The organism is Nocardia coffeae (genome assembly GCF_019890715.1).
Classification (GTDB): Bacteria; Actinomycetota; Actinomycetes; order Mycobacteriales; family Mycobacteriaceae; genus Nocardia; species Nocardia jiangxiensis.
The window spans coordinates 356,488-372,941 of sequence record NZ_JAINZY010000002.1 but is presented as its reverse complement, the minus strand read 5'-3'; the positions used below and the strand labels follow the sequence as shown (position 1 = coordinate 372,941).

General features: G+C 66.9%; 16 protein-coding genes. 8 read left to right on the top strand and 8 right to left on the bottom strand.

Annotated features, from left to right (window positions below):
• Window positions 1-193: 193 nt before the first annotated feature.
• From K7711_RS10805 to K7711_RS10795, 3 genes are all read right to left on the bottom strand, one after another.
• The gene (locus tag K7711_RS10805) at window positions 194-1,243 is read right to left on the bottom strand and encodes a zinc-dependent alcohol dehydrogenase family protein (RefSeq protein ID WP_222967764.1); all 1,050 of its coding nucleotides are present in this window, start codon (window positions 1,241-1,243) and stop codon (window positions 194-196) included.
• A gap of 48 nt (window positions 1,244-1,291) precedes the next feature.
• On the bottom strand, window positions 1,292-2,758 hold the full coding sequence (locus K7711_RS10800) for an aldehyde dehydrogenase (RefSeq protein ID WP_222967762.1): 1,467 nt from the start codon (window positions 2,756-2,758) through the stop codon (window positions 1,292-1,294).
• A 185-nt stretch (window positions 2,759-2,943) separates the two neighbouring features.
• The gene (locus tag K7711_RS10795) at window positions 2,944-4,359 is read right to left on the bottom strand and encodes an MmgE/PrpD family protein (RefSeq protein ID WP_222967760.1); all 1,416 of its coding nucleotides are present in this window, start codon (window positions 4,357-4,359) and stop codon (window positions 2,944-2,946) included.
• A gap of 204 nt (window positions 4,360-4,563) precedes the next feature.
• On the opposite strand from K7711_RS10795, the gene K7711_RS48875 reads away from it, so the two are divergent.
• Both K7711_RS48875 and K7711_RS10785 read left to right on the top strand, forming a co-directional pair.
• Complete coding sequence (locus K7711_RS48875; RefSeq protein ID WP_222967758.1) at window positions 4,564-5,667, top strand: helix-turn-helix transcriptional regulator; 1,104 nt, start codon at window positions 4,564-4,566, stop codon at window positions 5,665-5,667.
• A gap of 316 nt (window positions 5,668-5,983) precedes the next feature.
• Window positions 5,984-7,213, top strand: coding sequence for a CoA transferase (locus K7711_RS10785; RefSeq protein ID WP_222967756.1), 1,230 nt, complete (start codon window positions 5,984-5,986; stop codon window positions 7,211-7,213).
• Between the two features lie 174 nt (window positions 7,214-7,387).
• Here K7711_RS10785 and K7711_RS10780 read toward each other — a convergent pair whose 3' ends face one another.
• On the bottom strand, window positions 7,388-8,599 hold the full coding sequence (locus tag K7711_RS10780) for an acetyl-CoA C-acetyltransferase (protein WP_222967748.1): 1,212 nt from the start codon (window positions 8,597-8,599) through the stop codon (window positions 7,388-7,390).
• 131 nt (window positions 8,600-8,730) lie between these two features.
• Between K7711_RS10780 and K7711_RS10775 the strand changes: the two genes are divergently transcribed.
• The 4 genes from K7711_RS10775 to K7711_RS10760 all read left to right on the top strand — a co-directional run bounded on the left by K7711_RS10775 (window position 8,731) and on the right by K7711_RS10760 (window position 11,821).
• A complete protein-coding gene (locus K7711_RS10775; RefSeq protein WP_222967746.1) occupies window positions 8,731-9,894 on the top strand; it encodes an acyl-CoA dehydrogenase family protein in 1,164 nt (387 codons plus the stop codon).
• A gap of 48 nt (window positions 9,895-9,942) precedes the next feature.
• Window positions 9,943-10,689: a 3-oxoacyl-ACP reductase FabG gene (gene fabG / locus K7711_RS10770; RefSeq protein ID WP_222967744.1), complete on the top strand. Its 747-nt coding sequence runs from the start codon at window positions 9,943-9,945 to the stop codon at window positions 10,687-10,689.
• Window positions 10,689-10,946: a MaoC/PaaZ C-terminal domain-containing protein gene (locus K7711_RS48870; RefSeq protein WP_308014628.1), complete on the top strand. Its 258-nt coding sequence runs from the start codon at window positions 10,689-10,691 to the stop codon at window positions 10,944-10,946. The genes fabG and K7711_RS48870 overlap by 1 nt, the downstream gene beginning before the upstream one ends.
• Window positions 10,947-11,122: 176 nt before the next feature.
• Window positions 11,123-11,821, top strand: coding sequence for a GntR family transcriptional regulator (locus K7711_RS10760; protein ID WP_308014627.1), 699 nt, complete (start codon window positions 11,123-11,125; stop codon window positions 11,819-11,821).
• Between the two features lie 162 nt (window positions 11,822-11,983).
• On the opposite strand, the gene K7711_RS10755 is transcribed toward K7711_RS10760, so the two are convergent.
• The gene (locus K7711_RS10755) at window positions 11,984-12,871 is read right to left on the bottom strand and encodes an HpcH/HpaI aldolase/citrate lyase family protein (protein WP_222967742.1); all 888 of its coding nucleotides are present in this window, start codon (window positions 12,869-12,871) and stop codon (window positions 11,984-11,986) included.
• A 25-nt stretch (window positions 12,872-12,896) separates the two neighbouring features.
• On the bottom strand, window positions 12,897-13,691 hold the full coding sequence (locus K7711_RS10750; RefSeq protein ID WP_372460121.1) for an enoyl-CoA hydratase/isomerase family protein: 795 nt from the start codon (window positions 13,689-13,691) through the stop codon (window positions 12,897-12,899).
• Window positions 13,692-13,898: 207 nt separating this feature from the next.
• Between K7711_RS10750 and K7711_RS10745 the strand changes: the two genes are divergently transcribed.
• On the top strand, window positions 13,899-14,714 hold the full coding sequence (locus tag K7711_RS10745; RefSeq protein ID WP_222967740.1) for an acyl-CoA thioesterase domain-containing protein: 816 nt from the start codon (window positions 13,899-13,901) through the stop codon (window positions 14,712-14,714).
• 10 nt (window positions 14,715-14,724) lie between these two features.
• Window positions 14,725-15,009 carry a WhiB family transcriptional regulator gene (locus K7711_RS47470; protein ID WP_222967738.1) on the top strand — a complete coding sequence of 95 codons (285 nt, stop codon included), beginning with the start codon at window positions 14,725-14,727 and terminating at the stop codon, window positions 15,007-15,009.
• Between the two features lie 30 nt (window positions 15,010-15,039).
• Here the strand turns inward: K7711_RS47470 and K7711_RS10735 are convergent, their stop codons facing one another.
• Window positions 15,040-15,648 carry a TenA family protein gene (locus K7711_RS10735; protein WP_222967736.1) on the bottom strand — a complete coding sequence of 203 codons (609 nt, stop codon included), beginning with the start codon at window positions 15,646-15,648 and terminating at the stop codon, window positions 15,040-15,042.
• Between the two features lie 34 nt (window positions 15,649-15,682).
• Window positions 15,683-16,399 carry a GntR family transcriptional regulator gene (locus K7711_RS10730; RefSeq protein ID WP_222967734.1) on the bottom strand — a complete coding sequence of 239 codons (717 nt, stop codon included), beginning with the start codon at window positions 16,397-16,399 and terminating at the stop codon, window positions 15,683-15,685.
• Between the last annotated feature and the right edge of the window lie 55 nt (window positions 16,400-16,454).

Here is a 16,454-nt window from a genome sequence, read left to right as displayed (position 1 = left end):
CGCCCGGCCGCTGATTTACCGACGCGGGCCTGACCGAGGGCACGGGCAGGTGCGGCGGTTGCGACCGCCGCACCTGTCGCACATCGAGCGGCCGAAATTCTTCCATCCCTGTGGCACAACGCAACTCGCCCTGGCGGCAGGCAGAACCTGCGACCAGGGCGAGTCTTCTACGTCTTCCGGTGGTCGTCTGTCCTCAGAACTCGATGACCGCCTTGCCCCCGGTCTGCTTGTCGAATTCGCGGTAGGCCCGGTCGGCGTCGGCCAGTGTCCAATGGTCGGTGAAGATCTTGTCCACGTCCACGCCGTGATCGGCGATGAACCGCGCGCAATCACCCTGTCCGACAACGGAGAAGGTGTAGGAGCCGACGATGGTGAGCTGTTTGCGGATGATATCGGGGCTGACGTTCAAGGTGACCTGACCGCCCTCACCGACGAACCCCACCCGGCCCCACGGCGCGGTGGCCTGAACAGCCGCGGCCCGGGCGGCCGGCGCGCCGGAGCAGTCCAGGGCACAGCTCACCCCCTTGCCCCCGGTCAACTGGCGAATCGCTGCCACCGGGTCGGTCGCACTGGAGTCGACGGCATAGGCTGCACCGAATTCCGTTGCCCGGTCGACTCTTTCACGCGCGACATCGACAGCGATCACCTCGGAGCCCATCGCCGCGGCCAACTGCACCGCGGACTGCCCGACCGGGCCCTGCCCGAACACGGCGATGGTGTCGCGCGCGTTCAGACCCAGCCGCACCAGACCACCGAAGGCCGTCCCGGTCCCGCAGGCGATGGCTGCCCCGGCCGCGAAACTCAGTTCGTCGGGCAGCGGAACCAGCGTTCGCGCAGGCACTTTGATGTAGTCGGCATGGCCGCCATGAGCCGTGGCGCCGAAGATCTCGGCGCCACGCTCACACATCTGCGTCCACCCGCCGCGGCACCGGTCGCAGAATCCGCACCCGTCGTAGTGGTGCACCATCACCCGGTCCCCGACCCGCACCGCCCGCGAATCCACTTCGGATCCGAGCGCGACCACCACACCGCACGGCTCGTGCCCGGCGATGATGCCGGTGTCGTCGCCCTGCAATCCGAACGCCGCCAGCGCCTCACCGGCGGGGGCGCGGTAGAACCGGAGATCGCTACCGCACATCCCGGACGCCTTGATCTGCACGACCGCGTCCGCCGGTCCCGGCTCGGGATCGTCGAACGAGATGATTTCGAGGTTGCGATCACCGTTGAACACAACGCCGCGCATCGGCCCTCCTCTGCCTCCGGCCACCGCCGGGTCGAACGAATGATGGTGTCAGGACAAGGAATCCGCCAGCGAGGGCGGCAGTCCGTAGGACTTGGGCTCGACGTATCCGTCGAACCCTTCCGGCCCGGCCTCACGCCCGATGCCGCTGCATTTGAAGCCGCCGATGGGCGCGTGGAAACCGACCAGGTTGCCGTTCAATTCCACTGTGCCCGTGCGGATCCGGCGGGCCACCGCCAGCGCGTGTTCGTCGTCGGAGGTGAAGACCGAGCCGTTGAGGCCGAACATCGAGTTGTTGGCGATCGCCACGGCCTCGTCCTCGTCGGCGAAACTCAGCACCGACAGGACCGGGCCGAAGATCTCCTCCTGCGCGACGCGCATATCCGGCTGGACTCCGGTGAAGATCGTCGGTTCCACGAACCACCCTCGATCCAGTCCGGCGGGGCGGCCGCCGCCGATGGCGACCTTGGCTCCCTCGTCGCGGCCGATCTCGAGGTAGCTCTCGATCATCGCGCGCTGGCGGGCGCTGACCACCGGCCCGATCTCGGTCGCCGGATCGGCCGGATCACCGACCGGCATCGATTCGACCATCGCGACCAGCCGCTCGACGAGTTCGGCCTCGCGGGAGCGGGCCACCACGATCCGGGTCTTATTACTGCAGGCCTGGCCGTTATTGCGCATCGAGAGCTTGCGGATCTGGCCGATCGCGAGATCGAGATCGGCATCGTCGAGCACGATCGCCGCGGACTTACCGCCCAGTTCCAGGGTGACCCGCCGCAGATCGCGTCCGCAGAGTTCGGCGACGCGGCGGCCCGCGGCCGTGGAGCCGGTGAACGACACCTTGTCGACATCCGGGTGGGTGACCAGGTGCTCGCTGACCCCGCGATCGGCGGGCAGGATGTTGACCACGCCGTCCGGCAAGCCTGCCGCGTGCAGGATCTCGGCGAAGATGTAGGCGTTCAGCGGCGCTTCGACCGCCGTCTTGAGCACCACCGTGCATCCGGCGAGCAGGGCGGGCCCGAGCTTGAGCATGGTGATCTGCAACGGCACATTCCACGGAATGACCGCGGCGACGACACCGACCGGTTCCCGGGTGACCAGGGCAGTGCCCATCGCGGAGCGCCGGATACTGCTCCACTCGTAGCTCGGCGCCAGTTCCAGGAAGGCGTCCAGCAGCAGTTTCGCGCCCAGGGATTGAGTGCTGCGCGACAACGTGATGGGGCTGCCCATCTCGGCGGTGATCAGTTCCGCGATCTCCTCCTGGCGTTCCCCCAGCCCGGCACTGACACGGGTCAGAATCTCGATCCGCTCGTTCAGCGACATCTGCGGCCACGGGCCGTGATCGAACGCGTGCCGGGCGGCAACGACGGCACGGTCGGCGTCACTGGCCGCGGAGTTGGGCACATGCGCCACGGTTTGCTCGGTATAGGGCGAGATCACCGCGATCTTCTCGGTGGCGGTGGGCTCGGCCCAGCGGCCGCCGATGAACAGCTTCGAATAGTTGCCCTGATAGACCATCGTTCTTCTCCTCGCACCGGCCGAGTCATCGCTCGCACCGGTCCTGTCATGGGCCGCCGGAGCCGAACACGGCGACGGCCCGATCGTGGCGCTGCGCGGCACGCTGCCTCGAGTGTGGCGCAGCACACACCCGGCCGGGTATCCGTCGCCGGTCGTATCCGACTGCGACCTTCAGCAGATGGCGGTCACTTCGCGGCGAGCCGCACGACCGTCGCGAAGTCGTCGACATTCTCGAGATCGAAGACCGCCGCCACGATCTGATCCATCCGCGATTCCGGAATGACGCCGTCGGCATTGACGCGGAACTTGGCGATCAATTCCGCATCGGTCATCCGCGTCTGCGCGTCCGGGGTCGGGCTGCCCTTCGGATACACCCGGTCGGCGACGAAAGTTGTTCCGCGGGCGTCGACTTCGATCCGGGCGGGCCGGGCGGACGGATGCGCGGACAGGGCCGCGAAGTAGTCCGGATGCGGCTGGAAGGTGACCCGCTCCATCAGATCCAGGACCGAACGGCTGAACACGAGTTCCGGATCGTGCCACGCCTTGCTCGGGGTGATGTTGTGCGCGCCGACCGCCAGGCCGTGCGCGATGCTGAACTGCGCGTCGTGGGTGTGTTCGATGGCGTTGCTCAACCACAGCGGGTGCAGCACCGCCGCCTCGCCCCAGCACCGGATCGCTTCGATCTCCGCCGGTTTCAGATCGTTGTTCTCCACGATCTCGGTGAGCGCGTGCAGCGGCGCGTGCAGGATCCGGCAGTGCGGATACGGCTTGAAGGTCTGCTCCGCGGGGAACAACCATTCCTCGCCGAGTCCGGCGGTGATGTTCTGCGGTTCCCAGCGCCGCGTGCCGATGAAGCGCCGGTAGCCGAGTTCGGCGTCGTCGAGGACCGGCAGATCGCCGCGGTGGCCGAGCTCGGCCATATAGGCCGCGGTGAGCGAGGCGTTGGTGAGGGCGCCGGCGAGCGAATACTTGATCGTCGCGGTCGGCGCGTGCGCCAGCCACGACCGCATCGAATTCACCGGCGAGGTGCTGGCGGCGATCGCGAGCGCGTTGGCGAGCACCTCGGCGGAATAGCCCGCGAGCTTGCCGATCGCGGCGGTGGCGCCGAAGATGGTGTTGCTGTAGCCCAAGACCGGCGACAGGTTCATCTCGGTGTCGGTGCGGTCGCGCAGATAGTCCACGGACTTGTAGAACCGGAACGACATCTCGTGCGACAGCCCGATCGCGGCGATCACCTCCTTGCCCGGACGCTGCCGGCTCTCGGCCACCGCCATGGTCTGCGGCAGGACATACGGCGTCACATGCCCGGGCGGCAGCACCGCGTCGAAATCCAAGGCGTTGATCAACTCGCCGTTGGCGAAACTGGCGCCCAAGACCGACACCCGGTCCTCGGTGCCGATGATGGTGGCATCGCCCGTACCACCGGCCAACCGGCCGTATTCGATGCCGATCTTGCCCTTGTGCTGGTCGATCGCGCCCAGGGCGCAGCCTATCGAGTCCAGCAGAATGCGCTTCGCCTCGACGACGACCTCCGCCGGCAGGCGCGAGTAGTCGACCCCGGTGGTGAAATCGGCCAGTTGTTCGACGATGGTCTTCGACACGAAGCGCGTCCTCTCAGTGCAGCCGCGGCGGTGATGGGCGACTCAACGATGCCGCCGATCGAGTGCGCCGACATCCGCCCCTGGTCGGATTCGGCTCCGACCTTCGGCCGATGGCCCGCAGTTCCGCGAATTTCCGATATCGGTGACCACCTTACCGATAGAATTCAACATTATATATTGTCTTCTCGAAGTACTGGAGCGATCGTGGCACCCGCAGCAATGGATTCGCGCCACCGGGATGTGGCGCTGGACGGCGATCTCGGTGACCGGATCCGCGACCTGGTCGCCGATGCGGGCAGCACCCTGGGCCGGGAGTTCCCCGCACGCGACCTCTCCCGCGCGGTGAGCGCCAAACAGGTGCTGCGTTACCTCTGGGAGGCGACCGTCGCGGATCTCCTTCGGGCGACCGATATCCGGCCCGGAGAACTGGCACGGCTGACGCTGCTGCTCAACCGGATCCGCGAGATCGAAAGCGCGGTCGACGAGGCTCGGCTGAGCGAGGGTGTCGAACTGCTGCGCCGGGTGCGCCGGGCGCTGGCCCGCATGCACGACGCGACGACCGTCGACGAACTGTTCACCCGCGCCCCCGAGGCGGCGTGCACTCTCGGATTCGATCGGGTGCTGGTGTCGACCGTGGAGAATTCGACGTGGAAGCTGCAGACCATGTGTGTGGTCGGCGATCCGAAGCTCGCCGAGGACATGGTGGCGGCCGGTCGTGACAACCCGCCGCACTTGGACGGCACCCTGATCGAATCCGATATCGTCGCGCACCGGCGCGCTGGCCTGGCCCTGGATGTGCAGCGGAATCCACGAGTGGAGCGCACTCTGGTGAAGATGTCGCGCTGCACCTCCTACGGTGTGGCCCCGCTGGCCGTGCAGGGGCAGGTGGTGGGCATGGTGCACGGCGACTGCTACCGGCCGCATCGCGAGGTCGACGCCTCCGACCGCGCGGTGCTCAATCTGTTCGCCGAGGGCCTGAGCCACAGCCTGTACCGGGTGCGGGTGTTGCAGGGCGTCGCCGATCTCCAACGCGGATTGCAGCAGCTCACCGGTGACACCCGGCTCACCGCTCGGCAGGCTCTCCCGGCTCCGGCCCAGCCGCACCCACTGCTGTCGAGCCGCGAGGTCGAGGTCGTCGAACTGCTCGCCGCGGGTGAACCCAATCGCCTGATCGCCCGCAAGCTATCGATCTCCGAGGGCACGGTCAAGACGCACGTCACCCATATTCTGCGCAAACTCGGTGCCGCCAACCGCGCGGAGGCGGTGGCGTATTGGCTGCGCGACGCTTCGGTCGTCCGCGCGCGCTGAGCGAACCCTGGGAGCCTCGGGACAGGTCGCACCCACGCGCACACCATTTGAAAGTATAATATATTGTGCATGAGGATCGGCGGCTGTGCATACTCTGGGCTGCCAGCTGTTCGCGGGACGCGAGGAACGCCACAGCATCGAGGCATTCTCGCTCCCGGGCAGCTTTCCCATGCGCCCATCTCGACATCCTGTCGCTGCAGGGCCGGGTCGGGCACGATGACCGCGCGACCGTACGCCGATAGGCATCGGCGGCGTGAAACAGCAAGCACAACAGGGCATTTCGAACGTCCGCAGTGAAGAGATCGTGGAGGATCATGTGACCACAGACCATTCGACCCGGACCCCGCTGGCGGGCTTGCGAATCGTCGAATTCGCCAGTTTCGTGGCGGGCCCGTCCGGGGGAATGACGCTGGGCCAGCTCGGCGCGGATGTCATCCGGGTCGACCCGATCGGCGGTGCCGCCGACTACACCCGATGGCCGCTGTCGCAGCGAACCGGCCGCAGCCTGTACTGGACCGCACTGAACCGCGGAAAACGCTCGGTCGCCGTCGATCTCCGCTCCCCCGAGGGCCGAGAGTTGATCATCGGGCTGGCCACCGCGCCCGGTCCGGATTCGGGCATCGTGGTGGACAACAACGTCGGGCGGCCGTGGCTGTCGTACGAGGCCCTGAGCGAGCGGCGCGCCGATCTGATCCAGGTGCATATCGACGGCTACGCCGACGGCCGGGCAGCGGTCGACTACACGGTGAATCCCGATGCGGGAGTTGCCGATATGACCGGCCCGTTGGATGCGGCCGCACCGGTGAACCACGTCCTGCCCGCCTGGGATCTGCTCGCCGGTATGACCGCGACCACCGGTCTGCTCGCCGCCCTGCACCGCCGCACCCGCACCGGCGAGGGATCGTTCATCCGCCTCGCCCTCGCCGATGTCGCCTTCTCCTCGCTGGTGAACCTGGGCTGGCTGGCCGAAGCGGACGAACTGGGCCACGCCCGCCACAAACACGGCAACCAGGTCTACGGCAGCTATGGCGCCGATTTCGAGACCGCCGACGGCAGCCGCATCATGGTCGTCGCCCTCACCCGCCGCCACTGGGACGCCCTGCGCACCCTGACCGCCACCGGCGATGTGTTCGACGCGCTCGAGAAATCCCTCGACGCCAACTTCCGCACCGAGGACGACCGCTACCGCCACCGCGACATCATCACCGCCGTCCTGCGCCCCTGGTTCGCCGCCCGCCCCCTGACCGAGATCGACCGCGCCCTCACCGAATCCGGAGTCCTGTGGAGCAAATTCCGCACGGTGCACGACGTCGCGGCAGGCTACCGCTCCGAGGGCTCCCCCGCCATCTTCGGCGAAGTCGACCAACCCGGCGTCGGCCCAGTCCTGACCAGCCGCTCTCCCCTGCGCATCGACTCCGAATACGGCGACTACGCGGTCGCACCGGATCTCGGCGAACACACCGGTGAGGTCTTGTCCGAGGTCCTGGGGTTGAGCGACGCCGAATTGGGCCGCCTGCACGATGCGGGTGTCATCGAGTCGAAGTAGATATATCTCGCCATTTTGCTCGATGAGGTCCGCTGACAATCCGGGTCGAGGTACCCGTCCTGATGGCGACGGTCGGTACGAATATCGCTTCTGCCCTGTGCATTTCGATGCCGTACCGACCGCGCGCCGCACCTCCCGATGTAAGTCGCCACACCGGTTCCTACACCGCGCTCGTCACACCGCTTCCAGGGTGGCGGCCAGGCCCTGACCACCACCGATGCACATGGTGGCGAGCCCCTTCCCGCCGCCGCGGCGATGCAGTTCGTGCAGCAACGTGGTCACCATGCGCATACCCGTCGCCCCGATCGGATGTCCGAGCGAGATGCCGGAGCCGTAGACGTTGAGCCGATCGTGATCGCGCCAGCCCCATCCCTCCAGCACCGCGAGCACCTGCACGGCGAATGCCTCGTTCAACTCGACCAGATCGAGTCCGTTCAGCAGCTGCCGAGTGTCGATCCCCTGGCGCGCAGCGAGTTTCGCGACCGCGGGTACCGGGCCGATACCCATCCTCGACGGATCGCAACCGGCGGCAGCCCATCCGTCGAGATATCCGATCGGCGTCAACCCGAGTTCGGCGAGGCGGTCCTGCGCGACCACCAGACAGGCCGAGGCCGCGTCGTTCTGCTGACTGGCGTTTCCGGCGGTCACCGTGCCGCCGGGCTGGATCGAGCGGAGTTTGGCGAGGGTTTCGGTGGTGCTGTCCGGCCGAACTCCCTCATCGGTGGCGACGATTCGCGGCTCACCACGCCGCTGCGGCACCGAGACCGGCACCACCTCGTCGTCGAACCGGCCGTCCTTCCACGCCGACGCGGCACGCTGATGGCTGCGCGCGGCATAGGCGTCAGCGGCCGCGCGGTCGATCTTGTAGTCGTTCGCGAGATTCTCGGCGGTTTCGATCATCCCGGAGATCCGGCCGAACCGCTCCTGCGGCTGCGACCGCTCGCGCCCCCGGTCGAGCCGATCGTAGAGCGACACCGTGCCCGCTCGCGCACCCCAGCGGGTCGCGGTCGAGTAGTACTCGATGCGGCTCATCGACTCCACACCGCCGGCCAGCACGACATCGGCGGCACCGGTCTGCACCATCATCGCCGCGGTCACCAGCGCCTGCAGTCCGCCGCCGCAGCGCCGATCCAATTGCATGCCGGGGACCCCGATCGGCAGTCCGGCGTGCAGCGCCACCCAGCGCCCCACACACGGCACCTCGGAGTTGGCGTAGGACTGCGCGAACACGACGTCGTCGATGCGCTCGGGGTCGACACCCGAACGCGCGACCACCTCTCGCACCACCGTCGCCGCCAGATCCTCCACCGCGACGTCGCGCAGTGCGCCACCGAAGGTCCCGACGGGAGTCCGCAGTGGATCCACGATCGCGACCCGACGCAACATTTGCTGATTCGACAACTTATCTCTCACCCATTCCGATCGATCGACCCGATGGCAGCCACCGGTCCGCCCCGGCTTGCCGCACATACATTTTATATAATATTCTTACATCAGACCAGAGGACGGTGATCGATATGCCCGAGGTGGGCCCCGAGGACTTCAAGGCGATCCTGGCACATGTGCGCGAATTCGTCCGAACGAAAGTCGTGCCGCGCGAACAGGAGATCATGGAGGCCGATGCCATCCCCGACGATCTGCGCAAGCAGGCCGCCGAGATGGGCCTGTTCGGGTACGCCATCCCCCAGCAGTGGGGCGGGCTGGGCCTGGACCTGACCCAGGACGTCGAGCTGGCCATGGAATTCGGCTATACCTCACTGTCGCTACGCTCGATGTTCGGCACCAACAACGGCATCGCGGGGCAGGTGCTGGTCAACTTCGGCACCGACGAGCAGAAGTCGCAATGGCTCGAGCGCATCGCCTCCGGCGGGGTGGTGGCCTCCTTCGCACTCACCGAACCGGGCGCGGGATCGAATCCGGCCGGTCTGCGCACGAAAGCCGTTCGCGACGGCGAGGATTGGGTGATCGACGGGCAGAAGCGCTTCATCACCAACGCGCCGATCGCCGATCTGTTCGTCGTCTTCGCCCGCACCCGCCCCGCCGACGAGTCGGGCCCGGGGATAGCGGTGTTCCTCGTACCGTCCGACACCCCTGGCCTCGAGGTCGGCGTCAAGGACAAGAAGATGGGCCAGGAAGGCGCCTGGACGGCCGACGTCGTGCTCTCCGGCGTTCGCGTCCCCTCCTCGGCGTTGGTGGGCGGGTCCGAGGACGTCGGCTACCGAGCGGCGATGACATCGCTGGCGCGCGGCCGCGTGCATATCGCCGCACTCGCCGTCGGCTCGGCGCAACGCGCGCTGGACGAATCGGTCGCCTACGCCGCCTCCGCCACCCAGGGCGGGCGCCCGATCGGCGAATTCCAGTTGGTGCAGGCCATGCTCGCCGACCAGCAGACCGGCGTGCTGGCCGGGCGCGCGCTGGTGCGCGAGACCGCGGCCCGCTACGTCAGCGGTGAGGACCGGCGCATCGGCCCCTCGGCGGCGAAGCTGTTCTGCACCGAAATGGTCGGCAAGGTCGCAGATCTCGCCGTCCAGATCCACGGCGGTACCGGATATATGCGCGAGGTGCCGGTCGAGCGGATCTACCGCGATGTGCGGTTGTTGCGACTGTACGAGGGCACCAGCGAAATTCAGCGTCTGATCATCGGCGGCGGGCTCATCCGGGATGCCCGGCGGCGTACATGATCGCGACGATCCACCCGGCCCCGACGTTCCGACGAAACGGAGTTCGACATGTCACAATCCTTGCTGCACAACCGCACCGCGGTGATCACCGGCGCCGCGCAGGGCATCGGCTACGCCATCGCGGAGAAGTTCATCGACGAGGGCGCCCGGGTGGTGCTCGGTGATCTCGACGCCGACACGGTGAAGCAGGCCGCCGAACGACTCGGCGGCCCGGACAAGGCGATCGGCGTCCGCTGCGATGTCACCGATTCCGCCGATGTCGACGCGCTGCTACAGGCGGCGCTGGATACCTACGACAGCCTCGACATCATGGTCAACAACGCCGGTATCACTCGCGACGCCACCATGCGCACCATGACCGAGGAGCAGTTCGACCAGGTCATCTCGGTGCACCTCAAGGGCACCTGGCACGGCACCCGCAAGGCGGCGGCGATCATGCGCGAGCGCAAGCGCGGCGCGATCGTGAATCTGTCGTCGCTCTCGGGCAAGGTCGGGCTGGCGGGCCAGACCAACTACTCCGCCGCCAAGGCCGGAATCGTCGGATTGTCCAAGGCCGCCGCGAAAGAGGTTGCCCACCACGGCATCCGGGTCAACGCCATCCAGCCGGGGCTGATCCGCACACCCATGACCGAGGCCATGCCGGAGAAGGTATGGGAGCAGAAGATGGCCGAGATTCCGCTGGGCCGCGCGGGCGAGGTGAGCGAAATCGCCTCGGTCGCACTGTTTCTCGCGTCCGACCTGTCGTCCTATATGACCGGCACAGTCCTCGAGGTCACCGGCGGAAGGTTCATGTAGTGCCCGAGCGGGGCCGGACGGTTCACACATTCACCGACCTCGATCAGCTCCGTGCCGCCCTGGGCGAGCAACTGGGCCCGAGCGAGCCGCTGATCGTCGACCAGCATCGTATCGACACCTTCGCCGGGGCGACCGGCGATCACCAGTGGATCCACGTCGATCCGGCCGGCGCGATCCTCACCACGCGGTACGTGGTGCAGGCCGCCGACGCGGCCGAACCGGCCCGCGTCGCCGATACTTTGGTGCTACTCACCTGACAGCGACCGTGGTGGGGCCGCCCTGTCGGAACCGAGGGCCCCGTACGAGGCGAACTCGTGCGGGGCCCTCGTCGTATTCCGCACTGTGATGACACGAACAGGCAATACTTGCGACATATCTTATATATTATGTATTAGCGCCGATTTCGTGCGCACACCCGACCGGGAGGCGAGGCGTGGTCGACAACTTGATCCGGATCCACGGCAATGGCGGCCGGCAGCAGCTGCCCGAAGAGGTGGCGTCCTATGTGCGCGAGTTGATCATGTCCGGTCAGGTGCGGCCGGGGGAATTCCTGCGGATGGAACCGATCGCCGAGGCCGTCGGGGTCAGCAATACACCGGTGCGTGAGGGTCTGCTCTCGCTGCGCAGCGAGGGTTTCGTCGAGTTGGTACCCCGTCGCGGATTCGTCGTGGCACCGGTCACTCAGCAGGATGTGCACGACTTGTTCTGGGCGCAGGCACAATTCGCGGCGGAACTGGCCGCCCGCGCCGCGACGACGATCACCGCCGAGCAGATCAGGGAACTCGAGGCGATCAACATTCGTCTCGACCGAGCGATCGCCGCCGACGACCGCGGCGCCATCGCCGTGCACGGGCACGAATTCCATCGCCATATCAATCTGGCCGCGCATTCGCACCGGCTGACCCTGCTGCTGGGCTCGGTCGTCCGGCATCTGCCGAACCGCTTCTACGCCTCCCTGGAGGGCCGATTGGCCGCGATCGGCAATGACCATCCGCAGATGATCGAGGCGCTGCGCGACGGCGACTCGAATCGGGTCCGGGAGTTGACGGAGCGTCACATTCTCGACGGCGCCCAGGGCGTGCTCGGAATGTTGGAGCGCAGCGGTCCGTGGACCGTCCCCGGAAACCCCTAGCCGACACCTCGGGCCGAACTATTCGTGCAAACCTCACCCAATTTTGCGTTTTCCCCGCATTTTCCGCGAGGTTTGCACGATCAGTCCACGCCGCACATGCGCCACCGGCTCCGGGAACTGATCTTCCGGAGCCGGTGGCGTCGAACCCATTAATCTGATCCGCTAGACGCCGATCGCGTCGGCCAGTTCGATGACCGCCTCGGCGGTCTTCACATGGGCCAAGTCGATGTGCACACCTTCGAAATCGACCGCACCGCTGCCCGCGGCCTCCGCATCGCGGAATGCGGAAATCATGCGGCGGTAGTAGTCGACGGACTCCTGCGACGGGGTGAAAACCTCGTTGGAGACAGCGATGTGCGAGGGGTGGATGCACACCATGCCCCGGAAACCCAACCGCCGCGAATCGTCCGCAAAACGCCGGAACCCGTCCAGATCCTTGATGTCCTGCCACACACCGGTCACCGGATGGGTTTGTCCCGCCGCCCGCGCCGCGACGATGATCCGGCTGCGCTGGTACAGCGTTTCCAGCCCCTCGGGGGTGAATTCGAAGCCCAGTTCGCGACCCACGTCGGCATTCGGCCCGGTCGCGCCCAGCAGGCTCCACACCCGCGGGCACGCGGCCGCGATCTCCTCGCAGTGCGCCACCGAGACCGCGGTCTCGAAGCTGATGATCAGCCCGACCGAACCCGGCTCGAGCCCTTCGCGTTCCTCGATGTGGGAGACCACCGCGTCGATGCGGCGCACCTCCTCGACGTTGTACACCTTCGGCAGGAACAGCCCGGCCACACCCGGCACGATCACGGCTTCGGCGTCGGCGCCGAAATGCCCGCTGTCGTAACTGTTCGGCCGCACCCACACATCGGGCCGCACATTCTGCTCGCGCAGCCGCCCGAGGGTCTCCCGTACGGTGACGCGGGCGGCGGCCTTGTCGGCGGCCGGTACCGAATCCTCCAGATCGAGGATCAGCGCGTCGGTTCCAGCGGCGACCGCCTTCTCCGCCCAGGTCGGTTTGTGCCCGGGCACGAACAGCATCGAGCGATACGGCTTCACAGATCTTCTCCTTGTTCGGGTGTGCTCAAAACCGGGGGCTGCGGCGTTCGAGATGCGAGGCCAGACCCTCACGCACCTCCGGGCCGCCGAAGCCGTAGAACTCCAGCGCCAGCGAGGCATCGAATATGGAGCCGGCGACCTGCCGGTACCAGTTGTTCAGCGACTGCTTCGTCCAGCGGATCGCGGTGGGCGCACCGGCGGCCAGTTCGCGGGCCACCTCGCGCGCGGTCGGCAGCAGGTCGGAATCCTGATCGACACACAGCGAAACCAGGCCGATGCGCTCGGCCTCCTCGCCGGTGAGCGGGCGGCAGGTCATCAGGTAGTACTTGGCCTTTGCCATCCCGCACAGCAGCGGCCAGCAGATCGCGGCGTGGTCGCCGGCGGCGACACCGAGGCGGGTGTGCCCGTCGATGATCTTCGCGGTCTTCGTGGTTACCGAGACATCGGCCAGCACAGCGGCGACGAGCCCGGCGCCGACAGCCGGCCCGTGGATCGCGGAGACGATCGGCTTGCCGCAATCGAGAACGTTGTAGACCAGATCCCGCGCCTCCCGCATCACCCGCGTGCGCACCTCGTAGTCGTCGCGCATCCGCTCGACCATCGAGAACGCACCGCCGGCGGACAGCCCCTTCCCCTCCCCGCGGATGATCACGGCCTTGACCTCGGGATCGGCGTCGAATTCGCGCCAGATCTCGGCCAGATCCGCGTGCGCGCCCTCGCTGACCGCATTCAGATTGGGAGCGTCGAAAATCAGTTCGGCGACTCCGGCGTCATCGGGCCCGTCCACTCGCAGGTGTTCGAAGCGCGCGTAGCGACTCATATCCATCCTTCCGTAACCACGGGATACCGACTTCAATACAAACATTATATATTAAGTACTGTAGGACTGTGGCACCCCGGCCCGGACATCGCCGCCCGGATCGGGGACCTCCGGCGGCCGGTAGCGCCGATTCGGCGGCGACCGGCCGACGAACAGCACAGAACCGCTGCACCGCAACGGTTTTCGAGGAGGAAGGGAGTATCGCGAATGGATCGCGCATTCTTCCGGATGAAATACGCCGAGACCGAGGAATTACATCCCGAACCGTGCGCCGCCAGCGGGTGGGGCACCGCGCACATGCGGGGCCTGGCCGTCAGCGGCGCGCTGGCGCGCGAAACCGAGCGAACCATCGACACCCTCGGCCGACACGACCTACAGCCGGTGCGATGGACCCTGGACATGTTCCGGCCTGCGAAAATGGAGCCCTCGGTGACCTCGGCGACCGTCGTGCGCGACGGACCGCGGCTGTGCCTGATCGATGCGGTACTGAGCCAGAACGGGCAGCCGGTCGCCCGGGCGAGCGGACTGTATCTGCGGCCGAGTGCGACACCGGACGGGACGGTCTGGTCGGGCGGCGCCTCCCCCACCCCACCCGAGGTCCCCGCACCGCCGAAGGACCGAGAGCGCCTGTACTTCGATCCCGACCACGGCTGGGGCGAATGGACCGACGGCTTCCAGCGCAGCGCACGGAAACAGATCTGGCACTTCCCGATTCCGGTCGTGGAGGGCGAAATCTTGACACCTTTTCAGCTGGCCGCCTCGGTCGCCGATGTGACGAACCTGATCTCCAACCTCGGCAGCGCGGGCTTGGAATTCATCAATCCCGACCTCACGCTGGCCATCGCGCGGCTGCCCGAATCGACCGACCTGGGCCTGGCACTCACCGAACGCGTGGAGCAGCACGGCCTGGCGGTCGGCACCGCGGTCGTCTTCGATCGCCGGGGCGTCCTGGGCACCGTCACCGCGTCCGCCCTGGCCAATTCTCACCGCACCGTCGGCCGCTACGCGCTGCGCCAACACTGAAGGACCACCGGTGCCACGCGAGAAACGCCTCGACCTCCCGCCGCCGCGCACCGAGGCCTGGGACTGGCAACTACACGCCGCCTGCCGCACCTGCGACGTGAACATCTTCTACACCGACGACGCACCCGAGCCCGCCAAACGCGTGTGCGCGCGCTGCCCAGTGCTGACCCGCTGCCGCGAGCATGCTCTCACTTCACATGAGCCGCACGGGATTTGGGGCGGAATGACGCCGGGCGAACGAATGGAATTCCGCTGGACTCGTCGCCGCGATCTCGCGAATCGGTGGACAGCATGATCGTCGACCGAGATGGGGTCTTGTTCCGCATCAAGCCGGAACATCCCAGAACTCGAGCTCGAACCGGAGACCTCGCAGGAAAAGATGTTCGGCGCGGGCCGGGTCGACGGCGGCCTCGTCGAGCATCCGAGCGCAGCGCCGAGTCGATGCGGCGAATTCGGGATCGGCGTAGGTCTCGATCCATCGCCGATAACGCGGCTCGGCCGGCAGGGTCCGCGACAGGATCGCACCGAGTGTCGAGTAGCCCCACATACACGGGTACAGGGCGGCCAGGCCGTCGGCGTAGGACGACGCCGAATCCAGCACGAACGCCGAATACCTCGCGCACGTCTCGCCTTTGGTCGCGCCGTCGAGATCGGCCCCGAATTCGGCGGCCAGCGAGCGATGCAAGGACAGCTCGTCGTGATAGGTCACGTGTGCCAGATCCACGAGGTCGCCCAGATGAGTCGCCGGCGCCTGCCAGGCCAGTCGCGCGAAGACCCGGACATAGTCGAGCAGGAACAGATAATCCTGCTCGAGCCACGACCGGAAGGTTCGCTCCGGCAGATCACCACGGGCGATCCCGGCCACGGTGGGATGCGCAAGCTGTTGCCGGACATGCGGAAGCCCGAGTTGTTCGAGGCGCGCGGAAAGACTCATCCGTCGAGTCAATCAGCCGACAGCCTCCGAGAAGCTACGCGGTGGACTTCTTCTCTTCCTGCGACCACAACCCCTGCGCCTCCAGCATGGCGACCAACTCGTCGGCGCCCTCCATGATGTGGTCGCGCATCAGGGTGTTGACCGCTTTCCCACGGCGCTTCTGCAATCCCTCGAGGATCGCGGGGTGTTGTTTCAACGTATCGGCGCTGTGGCCTTCGATGTCGTTGTAGAAGCGGTTGGGCAATTGACGCACGATCGAGCGCAGCAGCATCGCGAGGCGACGGGAGTCGGCTGCCAGATTGATGGTGCGATGGAAGTCGTGGCCGAGCTGGACCACCAGGTCGGGATTGTTACCGGACGCGAAAGCCTCGGCGTGGCGAGCGTTGATGTCGGCGAGATGGTCGAGCTGGACGGGCGTGATCAATTTCGCCGCGCGCCCGGCCAATTCGCCCGCCAGAGTGGCCTGAGCCCAGAAGATGTCGCGTACGTCCTGGCGGCTGAACGCCGACACCATGAAACCGCGACGCGGGACGAGTTCGACGAAACCCTCACCGCTCAGCAGCAGCAAACCCTCGCGCACGGGAGTGTTGCTGACCCCGACCGCTTCCGCGATCGGTTCGGTGCGCAGGAAATCGCCGGGCCGGACCCGACCCGAGATGATCAGCTCACGGACATAGCTCGCGACGTCCTCGGACAGCTGCTGACGCTGGGAGTTCGAGCTGCGCGGCAGACTCCGCGACGTCGGTTCCATGAACTCGGTCCTTTCCGATCGGCACTTTCATGCATTATGCCTCATACTTTCCGGA